This is a genomic window from Mycolicibacterium canariasense, from assembly GCF_002101555.1.
GTDB lineage: Bacteria > Actinomycetota > Actinomycetes > Mycobacteriales > Mycobacteriaceae > Mycobacterium > Mycobacterium canariasense.
Genome location: NZ_LQOL01000019.1, coordinates 85,722 through 99,589, shown reverse-complemented (window position 1 = coordinate 99,589; position 13,868 = coordinate 85,722). Strand labels below are relative to the sequence as shown.

General features: G+C 68.5%; 14 protein-coding genes. 5 read left to right on the top strand and 9 right to left on the bottom strand.

The window, feature by feature from the left end; all coding sequences use genetic code 11:
• Positions 1–13: 13 nt before the first annotated feature.
• A complete protein-coding gene (locus AWB94_RS02395) occupies positions 14–1,228 on the top strand; it encodes an Rv1453 family transcriptional regulator (protein ID WP_062658851.1) in 1,215 nt (404 codons plus the stop codon).
• A gap of 3 nt (positions 1,229–1,231) precedes the next feature.
• Here the strand turns inward: AWB94_RS02395 and AWB94_RS02390 are convergent, their stop codons facing one another.
• A complete protein-coding gene (locus AWB94_RS02390; protein WP_062658850.1) occupies positions 1,232–1,597 on the bottom strand; it encodes an Rv1152 family transcriptional regulator in 366 nt (121 codons plus the stop codon).
• A 36-nt stretch (positions 1,598–1,633) separates the two neighbouring features.
• On the opposite strand from AWB94_RS02390, the gene AWB94_RS02385 reads away from it, so the two are divergent.
• Positions 1,634–2,347, top strand: coding sequence for an NAD-dependent deacylase (locus AWB94_RS02385; protein ID WP_201029602.1), 714 nt, complete (start codon positions 1,634–1,636; stop codon positions 2,345–2,347).
• Positions 2,348–2,426: 79 nt separating this feature from the next.
• Here the strand turns inward: AWB94_RS02385 and AWB94_RS02380 are convergent, their stop codons facing one another.
• From AWB94_RS02380 to AWB94_RS02370, 3 genes are read right to left on the bottom strand one after another with little or no spacing between them, the layout of a single operon-like run.
• Entirely contained in the window at positions 2,427–3,056 is a 630-nt protein-coding gene (locus AWB94_RS02380) for a class I SAM-dependent methyltransferase (RefSeq protein WP_062658849.1), read from the bottom strand.
• A 34-nt stretch (positions 3,057–3,090) separates the two neighbouring features.
• Positions 3,091–3,765 (bottom strand): TetR/AcrR family transcriptional regulator, encoded by a 675-nt coding sequence (locus AWB94_RS02375; protein WP_234811585.1) that lies wholly within the window; start codon positions 3,763–3,765, stop codon positions 3,091–3,093.
• Entirely contained in the window at positions 3,758–6,073 is a 2,316-nt protein-coding gene (locus AWB94_RS02370) for an MMPL family transporter (RefSeq protein WP_062658847.1), read from the bottom strand. The genes AWB94_RS02375 and AWB94_RS02370 overlap by 8 nt, the downstream gene beginning before the upstream one ends.
• 411 nt (positions 6,074–6,484) lie before the next feature.
• On the opposite strand from AWB94_RS02370, the gene AWB94_RS36025 reads away from it, so the two are divergent.
• The gene (locus tag AWB94_RS36025) at positions 6,485–6,607 is read left to right on the top strand and encodes a hypothetical protein (protein WP_090363461.1); all 123 of its coding nucleotides are present in this window, start codon (positions 6,485–6,487) and stop codon (positions 6,605–6,607) included.
• Between the two features lie 159 nt (positions 6,608–6,766).
• On the opposite strand, the gene AWB94_RS02365 is transcribed toward AWB94_RS36025, so the two are convergent.
• The 3 genes from AWB94_RS02365 to AWB94_RS02355 all read right to left on the bottom strand — a co-directional run bounded on the left by AWB94_RS02365 (position 6,767) and on the right by AWB94_RS02355 (position 9,781).
• Complete coding sequence (locus AWB94_RS02365; RefSeq protein WP_062658846.1) at positions 6,767–7,783, bottom strand: NAD(P)H-dependent flavin oxidoreductase; 1,017 nt, start codon at positions 7,781–7,783, stop codon at positions 6,767–6,769.
• Between the two features lie 96 nt (positions 7,784–7,879).
• On the bottom strand, positions 7,880–8,647 hold the full coding sequence (locus AWB94_RS02360) for a 3-hydroxyacyl-CoA dehydrogenase (protein WP_062658845.1): 768 nt from the start codon (positions 8,645–8,647) through the stop codon (positions 7,880–7,882).
• Positions 8,648–8,686: 39 nt separating this feature from the next.
• Positions 8,687–9,781, bottom strand: a complete 1,095-nt coding sequence (locus tag AWB94_RS02355; protein WP_062658844.1) for a CaiB/BaiF CoA transferase family protein — start codon at positions 9,779–9,781, stop codon at positions 8,687–8,689.
• Positions 9,782–9,904: 123 nt separating this feature from the next.
• On the opposite strand from AWB94_RS02355, the gene AWB94_RS02350 reads away from it, so the two are divergent.
• Both AWB94_RS02350 and tet(V) read left to right on the top strand, forming a co-directional pair.
• The gene (locus AWB94_RS02350; RefSeq protein ID WP_062658904.1) at positions 9,905–10,699 is read left to right on the top strand and encodes an enoyl-CoA hydratase; all 795 of its coding nucleotides are present in this window, start codon (positions 9,905–9,907) and stop codon (positions 10,697–10,699) included.
• Between the two features lie 54 nt (positions 10,700–10,753).
• Positions 10,754–12,013 carry a tetracycline efflux MFS transporter Tet(V) gene (gene tet(V), locus AWB94_RS02345; RefSeq protein WP_062658843.1) on the top strand — a complete coding sequence of 420 codons (1,260 nt, stop codon included), beginning with the start codon at positions 10,754–10,756 and terminating at the stop codon, positions 12,011–12,013.
• On the opposite strand, the gene AWB94_RS02340 is transcribed toward tet(V), so the two are convergent.
• Positions 12,010–12,684, bottom strand: coding sequence for a CPBP family intramembrane glutamic endopeptidase (locus AWB94_RS02340; protein ID WP_062658903.1), 675 nt, complete (start codon positions 12,682–12,684; stop codon positions 12,010–12,012). The two genes, tet(V) and AWB94_RS02340, sit on opposite strands and share 4 nt — an antisense overlap.
• Positions 12,681–13,814, bottom strand: coding sequence for an NAD(P)H-binding protein (locus tag AWB94_RS02335; protein WP_062658842.1), 1,134 nt, complete (start codon positions 13,812–13,814; stop codon positions 12,681–12,683). The genes AWB94_RS02340 and AWB94_RS02335 overlap by 4 nt, the downstream gene beginning before the upstream one ends.
• Between the last annotated feature and the right edge of the window lie 54 nt (positions 13,815–13,868).

The window sequence follows — 13,868 nt, the reverse complement described above, 5'->3', positions numbered from 1 at the left end:
GTAGGCTGGCCGGGTGGAGTGGAAGACGCCATCACCACCGGTTCGCGAGCTGATCCGGCATTGCGCCCAGATCGTCGTCAACTCCCGGCCGGAATGGCTCGACGAGTTCGACGCCGCGGTGCTGGCGGCCAGCCCGGTGATCGCCGCCGACCCCGAGCTGGCCGCGGCGGTCAGCCGCAGCAACCGCGCCAACCTCTACTTCTGGGCGACCGCCAACGTGCGCGATCCCGGCGCCCCCGTACCGCCCAACACCGGACCGGAGCCGCTGGCCATCGCCCGCGAACTGGTGCGCCGCGGCATCAACGCGTTCCCCTCCGACGCCTACCGCGTCGGCGAGGGCTTCGCCTGGCGACGCCTGATGGAGATCGCCTTCGAGCTCACCTCCGAACCGGCCGAGTTGCACGAGATGCTGCAGATCTGTTCCCTGTCCATCAGCACGTTCATCGAGGCGACGCTGCAGGGTATCGACGCCCAGATCGAGCTGGACCGCGACGAACTAACCCTGGGCACGCACGCCGAGCGGCGCGAGACGGTCGCACTGCTGCTCGACGGGGCCCCCATCCCCCGCCGGCGTGCGGAGGCCCGCCTCGGTTACGCGTTGACGGGTGCCCATACCGCGGCGGTGATCTGGAGCGTGCGGTCCGACGGGGATCTGTCGCTGTTGGACGGGGTCGCCGAGGCATTCGGACAGGCGTGCGGCAGCCCTCGGGTGCTCAGCGTGTTCGCCAGTACCGCCACCCGATGGGTGTGGGCACCAGGATCGGGTCGCACCGACATCGCCGCCCTGCTCGAGGTGGTGCGCACCGCACCCGATATCCGGGTGGCGATCGGCCCGGCGGGCGAGGGCATCGACGGTTTCCGGCGCAGCCATTTCGACGCCATCACCACTCAACAGATGATGGCGCGCCTGCACTCACCGCAGCAGCTGGCGTTGTTCACCGACATCCAGTTGGTCGCCTTGATCACCGCCGACGCCGATCGGGCCGCGGAGTTCGTGCACCGGGTGCTGGGCGACTTCGAATCCGCGCACCCGGAACTGCACGACACCGTGCGCATCTTCGTGGCCGAGCAGTGCAACGCCTCACGCGCGGCGGCCCGGCTGTACGCGCACCGCAACACCCTGCTGCGCAGGCTGGCCCGCGCCGACGAGCTGTTGCCCCGCCCGCTGGCCGAATGCAGCGTCGACGTCGCCGTCGCATTGGACGTGCTGCGCTGGCGCGGCCCCTAACGGTCAGCCGAAGGCGGTGTCGAGGTAGCGCAGCGCCTCGGACTTGCCCAGGCCCACCTGGCGGGCCGCCTCGGCGAACGCGTGCGCGGCGGCCGCCATCGCGGCATCCGCCGGATCCACCCGCGCCACGAATGTGCCGAAGCGGCCCCGCGTTTCGAGAACCCCCGCGGTCTCCAGCTCCCGGTACGCGCGCGCGACGGTATTGACCGCCAACCCCACCTGCCCGGCCAGATCGCGCACCGTCGGCAGCCGTGTTCCCGGCTCCAGCCGCCCGTCCCGAACCCCATCGATTATCTGGGTGCGCAGCTGGTCGAACAATGGGCTTGCCCCCTGCGCGTCCAGCCTGACCCAATCCCCCAACCCGGCCATGTGCCCAGTATTGCCCACACCGGCTACTTTGGTGGGGTGCAGGTGACGGTGCTCAGCGGAGCGGGCATGTCCGCCGAGAGCGGTGTCCCGACGTTCCGCGACGTCGAGACGGGTTTATGGGCGAAGGTCGACCCGTACGAAATCTCGAGCAGCGAGGGCTGGCAGCGGCACCCGGAGAAAGTGTGGGCCTGGTACCTGTGGCGGCACTACCTGATGGACGCGGTGCAGCCCAACAACGGTCACCGCGCCGTCGCGGCGTGGGAGGACTACGCCGACGTGCACATCGCCACCCAGAACGTCGACAACCTCCACGAGCGGGCCGGCAGTTCCCGGGTGCACCACCTGCACGGCAGCCTGTTCGAATTCCGTTGCGATCGTTGCCAAATGCCGTTCACCGGGGAGCTGCCGGCGATGCCGGAACCGGTGGAGGTCGTCGAGCCGCCGCACTGCGCCTGCGGCGGCCTGATCCGGCCCGATGTGGTCTGGTTCGGCGAAGGCCTGCCCGACGACGCCTGGGACGCCGCGGTGCAGGCGGTGGCCGGCGCCGATGTGGTGATCGTGGTGGGCACCTCGTCGATCGTCTACCCCGCCGCGGGCCTGCCCGAGGCGGCGCTGGCCAACGGGATTCCCGTCATCGAGGTGAATCCGCAAGCCACCCCGTTGTCGGCGGCGGCCACCGCCGTGGTGCGCGAGCCCGCCGCGGTCGCGCTGCCGGGCCTGTTGCAGCGGCTGCCAGCCCTGCTGGGCTGACGGCTCAAAGCCGCCCAGCGTGCACTTGTGCGCGAAGGTCCGGCCCGAGGTCGCTCACAAGCTCACGCTCGCGCAACGCTCACGACCGTGTCGCCTGTCCGATCGCCAGCTCGGTGACGGGCAGCGGCACCCACGCCGGTAGGGCCTGCTCTCGCCGGGACCGGGATACCGCGAATCCCGCACCGGCGATCGAGGCCTCGGTGTCACGATGGGTGTGGCAGTTACCCAGTAGGCGCGGCCACACCGTCGCGTCGGCCACCCGCTGCAGCGAGGCCCGAGCTCCGGTGCTGGCGACATGCTCCAGGTATCGCAACTGTCCACCCGGCTTGAGCATCGAAAAGATATGCCGCAGAACGTCGTTCGGCTCGCCGACCGAGCACAGCACCAAAGCGCAGACCACGGCGTCGAACGGTTGGTCCGCGGCATAGTCCTCGACCGTGTCGGTGCTGACGGTCACCGGCACCGGAGCCGACCGGGCGGCCCTGGCCGCGATCTCGGCCAGCCGCGGTTCCGGTTCGATGGCGACCACCTCGGTGACCCCGGCGGGATAATGGGCGAAGTTGGTGCCGGTACCGGCGCCGACCTCGAGCACCCGGCCGGTCAACCCGGCAAGGTTTTCCACCCGCAGTCGGCGCAGTGATTCGGGTTCATGGCCGGACATCACGGTCCACAGCCGCGCGAAGAACGGGTTCTGCACCGTGTCACTCATACGCGATCCGCCTCCGGCTCCTTGCTGGTCCTGGTCATCTCAACTCCTGCAACTTCGCGATGGTCTCCTCCGGAGTGGCATCCGGCCCGACGATTCCGTACACGATCCGTCCGCAGCACACCGCACTCAACACCCGGTCGGTGAACGCCTCCACGTCACCCCAGGGCAGATACGGCTTGGCGATGAGCAGCGCCGCGACGCCGTGCACGGCGGCCCACAGCTCCAATGCCGCGGCGGTCGAATCCCCTTGCGGGTAAACGCCTTCGGCCATCAGCGCCTCGATCGACGCCCGCATGTGCTGAAACGCCGAGCTGGCCAGCGTCACGTCGACATCACTGCCCGGATTGCCTTCGCCCATCGTCGCGATGCGGTAGAGCTCCGGCGTCTGCCGCGCGAACCGGACATAGGCCAGTCCCTGGGCCCGCAACACCTCGATGGTGGAGGTCTGGTCGACCGCGACCCGCTGCATCTCCTCGTCGAGCTTCTCGAAATAGCGAGCGCACACCGCGTCCAGCAGCGCGTCCTTGTCGGCGAAATGCAGGTAGATCGACGGCGGGGTGATCCCGACCCGCTGGGCCACGGCACGGATCGACACCGACTTGGCGTGTCCGGTTTCCAGCAGCAGATCGGTGGTCGCGTCCAGGATCTCCTCGCGCAACTGGTCACCCGAGCCGCGCGCAGCGCGGCGGCGTTTCAGTGCTTCAACCACGTTGACCAGTGTCCGTCACACCCGCGGTCACGGGTTCACGCCGCTCCGATTCCGGGCCCGATTCACTGATCCCGATCCGCTCGTGCAGCCAGACCAGCGGTTTGGGCGCCCACCAGTTCCACCGGCCGGCGACGTGCATGAACGCCGGCACCAGCACCATCCGCACCAGGGTGGCGTCAACCAGGACGGCCAGCGTCAGCCCGACCCCGAACATCCGCATGAACGACACCTGCGCCGCGATCAGGGCGGCGAAGGTGATCGACATGACCAGGGCTGCGGCGGTGATGACCTTGCCGGTGCGGGCCAGCCCGAGGGCCACCGCCCGGTCATTTCGCTGGCGCCCCGGGCCGTCCAGCGCCAGCCAGTACTCCCGGATGCGGGCGGCAAGGAACACCTCGTAGTCCATGGACAGTCCGAACGCGATGCAGAACAGCAGCACCGGCATATTGGCCACCAGGGTGCCGGTCGGTGTGGTGCCCAGCGCGGACAGATGGCCGTCCTGGAAGATCCACACCAGCGCACCGAATGCGGCGGTCAACGAAAGGACGTTGAGCACAAGCGCTTTCAAGGGCAGTACGACGCTGCCGGTGAGCAGGTACAGCAGGCCGAACGTGATCACCGCGATCACGCCGAGCACCCACGGCAACCGGGTGGTGATGGCGGTGACGCTGTCGCGGTTGATCTGCGCGATGCCGCCGAGCTCGACGGTGCGCCCGTCCGGCCCGGCGACGGCGTGCAACGCGTCGAGTTGGCGTTCAGAGGCGTCCGAGAACAGCGGCGCCGTGCTGCCGACGGTGAGGAACGCGCTGCCCTCGGCGACGCCGGCCTGCCCGGCGGGACCGACTCTGCGGCCGTCCACGAATGTTCCGGTCGGGCTGGAGACCGACGACACGTCGGCGACCCGCGACAGTTCGGTTGCGTAGCGGTCGAATTCGGCCGGGGTGAGCCCGTCGGCATCGGGGATGACGGCGGTCACCGCCGTGGCCGAGTTGTCGGTGAAGTCGTTGCGCATTTGGTCACCGACCTGGCGCGCCGAGGCGGAGGCGGGCAGCACGCGATCGTCCGGGAAGCCCCACTTGACGCCGAGGAACGGCGCACCCAGCAGCACCAGCAGCGCGACCACGGCCAGGCCGACAGGAATGGCGCGGCGCATCACCACGCCCGTCCAGCGGTACCAGAACTGTTCCTCTACCGGCTTGGGTGACGGGTCCACGATCCGACGGAACGCCCACCGGACACTGAGGGCGTCGAGCCGCTCGCCGAGCAGCCAGATCGCCGCCGGCGCAACGACGATCGCCGCCAGCGCCGCGAAGCCCACCGTCGCCACGCCGGCGTAGGCGAACGACTTGAGGAAGTACATCGGGAACAGCAACATGGCCGCCATCGACAGCGCGACCGTCGTCGCCGAGAACAGCACCGTGCGCCCCGCCGTCGCCATGGTCCGGATCAGCGCGCGGTCGCGCGGCTGCCCGTCGGCGAGCTCATCGCGGTACCGGCTGATGATCAGCAGCGTGTAATCGATGGCCAGGGCGAGACCCATCGCGGTGGACAGGTTCAGTGCGAAGATCGACACGTCGGTGGAGAACGTGATCAGCCGTAGCACCGACATGGTGCCCATGATGGCCATCGCGCCGACGATCATCGGCAGCGCGGCGGCCACCAGCCCGCCGAACACCCAGACCAGCACCAGGAAGCTCAGCGGGATCGCGATGGATTCCATCAGCAGCAGGTCACGTTCAGTCTGCGCGTTGATCTGGGCATACACCATCGAGGTGCCGCCGGTCTTGATCGTCACGCCGGGCCGGCCGTCGGTGACGTCCGTCAGCGAGTCGGACAGCTCCTTGGCGTACTTCTGGGCGTTGTTCTCCCCGCCGGTGATCCCGGCGACGATGAGACCCGAGGTCTTGTCCTTGCTCACCAGGTCCCCGCTCGCGGGATCATTGCCCGCCGCTTCGCTCGGACCGGGACCGGGACCGGCAGGCACCGTCCATGCCGAGGTCACCTGCGCGACATGCGGTGATCGGCCGAGCGTGTCGATGATCTCCCTGGCGACCGCCGTCGCGGAAGGGCTGGTGACACCGTCGGGTGAGCTGACCGTGATGATCAGCTGCATATCGCCCTGGTGGAACTTGTCGGTGAGCAGTTGCGTGGCGCGGGCCGACTCCGAGGTCGGGTCCTGGAACCCGCCGGCGGACAGGCTCTTGGCGACCGGGATGCCGAAGATCGCCGCGGCGACCATGACCAGAGCGGACAACACCAGCACCCGCCGTGGCGCGGCGATCGCGAGAAGTGCGATTCGGTTCAGCATTGCGGTTTCCCCTCCGTTGCATATCGCCGTTAAGTTAACAACGGTAAGTCGGGTGCGTCAATCGTTGTCCTGATCACGACGGAGAACGCGGTCGGGTTCAATGCCGTGCAGGTCAGACCCATTGGCCACAGCGGCCACTCTGGTAACCGCCGGCCTTACTGCCGAGTAGAACTCAGAAGTAACGTTTGCTGCCGCTCGGGATGCACTCGGACGCCCCGGCACACGCGGCGCGGACGCGGCGGACCTCCCGGCGAACCGTAAAGCAGCAGTTCACGACCGTCTTGACGGTGGAGCAACAAGATCAGCCGGGCGACCCGCAAACATCGTGAACCTACCCGGCGGTAAGAATTGCCAAGGTTTTCAGAATCGTGACTCAAAGATTCCTTAAGCGTGACCCATACGCTCACTGACATGTGGATCGACGACACCAGTGCCGATGTCATCAAAGTCGACTTTGACGCCCTGTACCACGGGGATGTCCTCGTCGAGGGTGACACCTCCGAGCAGTTCCCCGACCTCGCTGCAGCGGTCTGAACGCCGCAGTCCCTCCTAGCACCACGACGCCGCTGAGGCTTGCCTCGGCGGCGTTCTGGCGTCCGGGTTCCGGCCCGCAACACCGCGAAACCGCGCGACCGGACACCGTTGTCCGGCCGCGCGGTTGTCTCGTCCCGCCCAGAATCCCCCGCCCCGGACTTAAGCCGACGCCTTCTCTTCCTCGCCGATCTCTCGCCTGTCGATGACGACCATCTCGGCCAGCCGTCCCGTGATGATGTCCTCGGCCTCGCCGACGATGCGGCCGATCAGGTCGGCCACCGTCGGGATGTCGTGGATCAGGCCCATCACCGTGCCCGCGGTCCAGATGCCGGCGTCGATGTCGCCGTCGTCGAACACCTTGCGGCCACGCACCCCGGCCACCAGATCCTTGACGTCCTCGAACTGACCACCGTCGGCGAGGATCTGCACCACCTCGCGTGACACCGCGTTGCTCGCGACGCGGGCGGTGTTGTGCAGGCTGCGGAAGATCAGCTCGGTGCCACGCTCGTCGGCGGCCACGATGGCCTCCTTGACGTTCTGGTGGATACAGGACTCCACGGTGCACATGAACCGGGTGCCCATGTTGATGCCGTCAGCACCCAGCGCCAACGCCGCCACCAGACCACGGGCATCCCCGAAGCCACCCGAGGCGATCATCGGGATCTCGATCTCCCGCGCCGCAGCCGGGATCAGCACCAGGCCCGGCACGTCGTCCTCGCCGGGATGGCCGGCGCATTCGAACCCGTCGATGCTGATGCCGTCCACACCGAGGGACTGCGCCTTGACCGCGTGGCGCACCGAGGTGCACTTGTGCAACACCTTGATGCCGTGGTCGTGGAACATCGGCAGGTGCGGGGCCGGATTGGAGCCGGCGGTCTCGACGATCTTGACACCCGCGTCGACGATCACCTGGCGGTACTCGTCATAGGGCGGCGGATTGATCGCCGGCAGGATGGTCAGGTTCACCCCGAACGGCTTATCGGTCAGGTCCCTGGTCCTGGCGATCTCGTTGGCCAGATCCGCCGGGGTGGGCTGAGTGAGTGCGGTGATGAACCCCAGGCCGCCCGCATTGGCCACGGCCGCAACGAGTTCCGCGCGGCCCACCCACTGCATGCCACCCTGGGCGATCGGGTGCTCGACACCGAACGCCTCGGTGAACTTCGTCTTGAGTGCCATCAGCTGTCCTCTCGGCTCTTCGCGCAAGCGCTCATCGGTGCCCTCTCCTCTTCGCGCAAGCGCTCATCTGCAGTTGAATGCTCTTCGCGCAAGCGCTCATCGCGGCGCCATCCGGATGGCGCCGTCCAGGCGGATCACCTCACCGTTGAGCATCGGGTTCTCCACGATGTGCGCGGCCAGCGCGCCGTACTCGTCCGGGTCGCCCAGCCGCGCCGGATGCGGCACCTGCTGCCCCAGGGAGCGCTGCGCCTCTTCCGGCAGCGAGCCCAGCAGCGGGGTCTTGAACAGGCCGGGGGCGATGGTGACCACCCGGATCAGGCTGCGCGACAGGTCGCGCGCCACCGGCAGCGTCAATCCCACGACACCGCCCTTGGACGCCGAGTACGCGGCCTGACCGATCTGGCCGTCGAAGGCCGCGACGGACGCGGTGTTGATGATGACGCCGCGCTCCGCCGAGCCGTTGGCGTCCTCCAGCGGCTCCGTCCTCGCGATCCGCTCGGCGGCCAGTCGCAGCACGTTGAAGGTGCCGATCAGGTTGACCTCGACCACCTTGCGGAAACCGTCCAGCGGGAACGGGCCTTCCTTACCAAGGGTTTTGATGGCGTTACCGATCCCGGCGCAGTTGACGTTGATGCGCACCGGCCCCATCGACTCGGCGACGTCCAGCGCCCCGGACACGGCCGCCTCGTCGGTGACATTGGCGGCGACGAACTTGGCCCGCTCACCCAGCCCGGCCACCACCTCCTCCCCCTTGAGATCGATGACCACCACCGACGCGCCGGCATCCAGCAGCCGCTTGGTGGTCGCCAGGCCGAGGCCCGAAGCCCCGCCGGTGACAACCGCTACGGAATCCTTGATTTCCACTTGGTGTGTTTCCTTCCTATCGGGGTCGTTACCCGGTTCCTAGGCTCGCTCGTCGGCCCATTCGTCGAGGATGGTGTCGTTGTCCGCGCCGACCACCGGCGGCGGCGTGGGTTGCGCTGGGCGACTGCGCGAGAAGCGCGGCGCGGGCATCGGCTGCAGCCCGGCACCGGTCTCGTAGAAGGTGTCGCGTTCGGCGAGGTGCGGTTCGGTGAGCACTTCACCGAACGCCAACACCGGTGTGGCACAGGCATCCGAACCCGCGAAGATCCGCGCCCACTCGTCGCGGCTCCTGGTTTTGAACACCTCGGTGAAGCCGGCCCGCAGTTCCGGCCAGCGCGCCATGTCGTTCTGCGCGGGCAACGACGCCGGGTCCAGGCCCAGCTTGTCCAGCAGTTCGGCGTAGAACTGCGGCTCGATCGCACCGACGGCGACGTACTTGCCGTCGGCGGTCTCGTAGGTGTCGTAGTAGGGAGCGCCGGTGTCGAGCATGTTGGTGCCGCGCTCGTCGCTCCACAACCCTTGTGCGCGGAACGCCCACATCATCTGGATCAGCACACTGGAACCGTCGACCATGGCGGCGTCGACCACCTGGCCCTTGCCCGAGGTCTGCCGTTCCCACAGCGCCGCCAGGATGCCCAACAGCAGGAACATAGAGCCACCACCGAAATCGCCGACCAGGTTCAGCGGCGGCACCGGCCGCTCGCCCTTGCGGCCGATCGCGTGCAGCACCCCGTTGAGCGAGATGTAGTTGATGTCATGGCCGGCCTGCTGGGCGCGCGGACCGGTCTGTCCCCAGCCGGTCATCCGGGCATAGATCAGTTTCTCGTTGACCTCGGCGCAATCCTGCGGACCCAGTCCGAGCCGCTCGGTCACCCCGGGGCGGAAGCCCTCGATGAGCACATCGGCCTTGCTGACCAGGTTCAGCACGAATTCGCGGCCCTGTTCGGATTTGAGATCCGCGGTCACCGAGCGCCGGTTGCGCAGCATGGCGTCCTTGGCCGGGCCGTTGGCGGCGGACGGGCGGTCCACCCGCACCACCTCGGCGCCCAGGTCGCCGAGGATCATCGCCGCGTGCGGGCCGGGGCCGATACCGGCCAATTCGACAACGCGCAATCCGTGCAGTGGTCCCGTCATACCGACCGTCCTTCGTCGTTGAGTGTCTTGTCGAGTACTGAGTAGTTGACCGCCGACATAGCTTACTTGTATAACCAGGTCGAACCAGCCGGGGGCCACCCGGTCTAACCTGAGGACGTGTCCATGACCTATCGCAGCATCGATTCTCTGCTCGTCGAGCTTTCCGATGGCGTGTTGTCACTGACTCTGAACCGGCCCGACAGCCTGAACTCGTTGTCCGAGGCCATGCTCGACGGGATCGGCGACGCGCTGGAACGGGCCGCCAGCGATCCCGCGGTGCGGGTGGTCAAGCTCGCGGGCGCCGGACGGGGATTCAGCTCCGGCGCCGGGATCAGCGAAGAGGACACCGCCGGTCACGCCACCGGCGGTCCGGAGTCGGTGCTGGATGCCGCCAACCGGGCGGTGCGGTCCATCGTCGCGCTGCCCAAACCCGTCGTCGCGGTGGTGCAGGGCCCGGCCGCCGGTGTCGGAGTCTCGCTGGCCTTGTCCTCGGACATCGTATTGGCCTCGGAGAACGCATTTTTCATGCTCGCCTTCACCAAGATCGGGCTGATGCCCGACGGCGGCGCCTCGGCGTTGATCGCGGCGGCGATCGGGCGCATCAGGGCCCAGCGGATGGCGCTGCTGGCCGAGCGGATCACCGCGGCCGAGGCCTACGACTGGGGTTTGGTGACCTCCGTGCACGCGCCCGAGGCGCTCGACGACGAGGTCGCCACGGTGCTCACCACCCTGTCGACCGGGCCGGCGGTGGCCCTGCGCAAGACCAAGCAGGCCGTCAACGCCGCCACCCTGACCGAACTCGAGGCGGCCCTGGAGCGCGAGCGCGAGGGGCAGCTCCTGCTGTTGCGCTCCGACGATTTCCAGGAGGGCACCAAGGCCTTCCAACAGCGACGTCGGGCCAGCTTCACCGACAGTTAGTCACGCCGGAAAATAAGTGGATTCGCCGGTGCCCGATCGGTCACCATCGACCGTGTGAGTACACAACTCGAGCGCTCGGGCTGGCGGGTACTCGCACCGTTCAGACACCGCGAGTACCGCCTGCTGATCACCGCGGTGTCGTTGTCGATCTTCGCCGAGGGCATGTGGGCGGTGGTGATGGCCCTGCAGGTCATCGAACTCGACAACAATCCGACATCGCTGTCGCTGGTGGCAACCTGTTTGGGTGCCGGCCTGGTGGGTTTCGTGCTGGTCGGCGGTATCGCGGCCGATCGGCTCGATCAGCGCAGCATCATCATCGCCGTCGAGACGGTCAACGTCGTCGCGGTCACCGTAGTGGCGATACTGGGTTCGCTTGGGCTGCTGAAGGTTTGGCACCTGGCCGTGACCGCGGGCACGCTCGGCATCGCCGCGGCGTTCTTCTTCCCGGCCTACAGCGCGATCCTGCCGCGCATTCTGCCGCCGGAACAATTGTTGGCCGCCAACGGCGTCGAGGGTGTCGTGCGGCCGGTGTTCCAGCGGGCGGTGGGGCCCGCGGTCGCCGGCATCGTGGTCGGCGCGACCATGCCCTCGGTCGGTGCCGTCGTGGTCGCGGTGCTGTTCGCGGTCGGTCTGGCGCTGCTGGTGGCCACCCGCTCGCCGGCCACCGCGGAACCCGACGGCGATCGGCCGCACGTGTTGCGAGATCTGCGTGACGGTTTCACCTTCGTGGTCCGTACACCGTGGCTGCTGGCGACACTGCTGTTCGCGAGCATCTTCGTGCTGGTGGTGCTCGGCCCGATCGAGGTGCTGCTGCCCTTCATCGCCCAGCAGCGGTTCACCGAGGGCGCCCGGACATACGGTTTCATCCTGGCATTCTTCGGCGTCGGCAGCGCATTCGGCGCGCTTGCCGTGTCCTCACGCCGGCTGCCACGGCGCTACCTCACGGTGATGATGGCGATGTGGGGACTGGGGTCGCTGCCGCTGGTGGTCATCGGCACCACATGGTCGTTCGGCTGGATGGCGCTGGCGTCGTTCATCGTCGGGGTGACCGACGGTGCCGGCATGGTCATCTGGGGCACGCTGCTGCAGCGCCGGGTCCCGACGGCGATGCTCGGGCGGGTGTCGAGCCTGGATTTCTTTGTGTCACTGGCCTTCATGCCGGTCTCGTTCGCGATCGTCGGGCCGCTGTCGAAGGTGGTGTCCATGGAGGCCATCTTCATGGTCGCCGGCGTGGTGCCGGTCCTGATCGGCCTGGCGGCCTGGATTGCGGCGCAGATGCCCCGCGACGAGGTGGAAAACCCGCTCAGCGGCTAAACCCCGAAGATCGGCGGCAGCGCCAGCACCATGACCAACCCCCAGCAGAAATGGGTCAGCATCGGTGCCAGCACCCCGCCGGTCAGCCGCCGTAGCAGCGCACACGCCGCACCCAGCAGGATGGCGGCGAAGCCCAGCATCGGGTTGCCCGCCGCCATCACGGCGACGAAGTAGACCGCGGTGGAGATCAACACCGGGCTGCGCCCGCCGAGCGCGCTGTACAGTGCGCCGCGGAAGAACAGTTCCTCGGCCACCCCGTTGACGACGGTGATGAACACGACCAGCAGTAGCGGGCCGTGATCGGCGAATTCCAGTACGGCGGTGACATAGTCGCGCACCGGCGGGATGAGCCGTGCGATCAGCCCGCCCACCACGAACACCGCACCGAGTCCCAGCCCGACACCGACGCCGAGCACTATCGGGCGGCGCCCGCTGCCGGGCAGCCGGCCCAGGTGCAGCGGGCCGGATGACACCGCACCCGCCGTCCAGACCGCGGCCATGACGAGGGTCAACACGTAGAAGGAACTGTCCCCCGGATGCCGGCTCAGCGAATATGCCTGTAGCGCAGCACCGATCACCAGCACCCCGACGACGGCGATGCGCCGGCGGCGCACCACCGGCGGCGTCTCCTCGGCCGCGGGAGCCGCGGCCCGCCAGGGCGGCGGAATCATCCCCATCTCTCCGCCGGGATGAGGTCGGCCAGCAGGTCGATGCCGGTGCGCAGCGCGGCGGTGGCCGGGCCGGGCAGCAGCGGCAGCAGGGCCAGGGCGGGACGCGCGACCGGTGGGGTCAGCTCACGGATACGCGACACGTCACCACCGGCCCACGGCGGATCGGTGTCGGCCAGATGGTGCGGGTCGGCGAGCCTGTCGACGGGCCGCCGGGTCCGGGTGGCCACCGACCGGCCGATGGCATCCTCGATGGTGAGCAGCCCGCCGGGCGGGTCGGGCACCAGTTCGCGTAATCCGGATCCGGCCGCCCTCATCGGATGTGCCAGGGACGCAGTGAGATCCGCGGCAAGGCCGCCGGGCACCGGGAGCGCCAGCGCCGACACCCGCGACGCCACGGCCGTCGGTAACCCGGGTGCGGGCAACCGCCACTGCCGGGTGCCACTCGCCCGGGCGTAAGCCGCCAGCAGATCCCGGTACCGCACGGTCTGCGGGCCGCGGATGTCGTAGGCGCCGGCGGGCACCTGCGCGGGGTCCACCGCGGCGGTGAGATAGTGCAGCACATCGCGGATGGAGATCGGGTCGATCGGGTTGTCCAGCCACGGCGGGCGCGGTAACAGCGGAAACCGGTCGCCCACATAACGCAGCATCTCGAACGAGGTCGAGCCGGCACCGATGATCACCCCGGCCCCCAGCCAGACCACCTCGGCGCCACCGGCAATCGTCAGTGCCTCGGCCACCTCCGCGCGCCCGGCCAGGTGCTCGGACAGGTTGCGTACGTCGGGCACGAACCCGCCGAGATAGACGATGCGGCGGACACCGGAGCGTGCGGCCGCTTCGGCGACCCGGCGAGCGGCCGCGTTGTCGGCGTCCCGAAAGCCCGGTTCACCGATGCCGTGGATCAGGTAGTAGAGCACGTCGATCGGCCCGGACCGCTGGAAAAGCGTTGCGACGGAATCCGGTTCGCGGGTATCCAGCGACGTCGTGGTCACCTGGCCGTACCAGCCGAAGGCGCTGAGCCGGTCGGGGGCGCGGCTGCTCGCCACCACCTGGTGACCGGCGGCCACCAGTTCGGCGACCAGCCGGGAGCCGATATAGCCGGTGGCACCGGTGACCAGGATGCGCTCGGTCATGCGCGACTCATATCAGCGCTCGACAGCCGCATCCGCACCATTGCCTCCCGTGAC

Excerpts from the sequence above, each read along its gene's own strand:
- AWB94_RS02390 (WP_062658850.1), bottom strand. The coding sequence starts at position 1,597 with ATGGCCGGGTTGGGGGATTGGGTCAGGCTGGACGCGCAGGGGGCAAGC.
- AWB94_RS02380 (WP_062658849.1), bottom strand. The coding sequence starts at position 3,056 with ATGAGTGACACGGTGCAGAACCCGTTCTTCGCGCGGCTGTGGACCGTG.
- AWB94_RS02370 (WP_062658847.1), bottom strand. The coding sequence starts at position 6,073 with ATGCTGAACCGAATCGCACTTCTCGCGATCGCCGCGCCACGGCGGGTG.
- AWB94_RS36025 (WP_090363461.1), top strand. The coding sequence starts at position 6,485 with ATGTGGATCGACGACACCAGTGCCGATGTCATCAAAGTCGACTTTGAC.
- AWB94_RS02365 (WP_062658846.1), bottom strand. The coding sequence starts at position 7,783 with ATGGCACTCAAGACGAAGTTCACCGAGGCGTTCGGTGTCGAGCACCCG.
- AWB94_RS02355 (WP_062658844.1), bottom strand. The coding sequence starts at position 9,781 with ATGACGGGACCACTGCACGGATTGCGCGTTGTCGAATTGGCCGGTATC.
- AWB94_RS02350 (WP_062658904.1), top strand. The coding sequence starts at position 9,905 with ATGACCTATCGCAGCATCGATTCTCTGCTCGTCGAGCTTTCCGATGGC.
- AWB94_RS02340 (WP_062658903.1), bottom strand. The coding sequence starts at position 12,684 with ATGATTCCGCCGCCCTGGCGGGCCGCGGCTCCCGCGGCCGAGGAGACG.
- AWB94_RS02335 (WP_062658842.1), bottom strand. The coding sequence starts at position 13,814 with ATGACCGAGCGCATCCTGGTCACCGGTGCCACCGGCTATATCGGCTCC.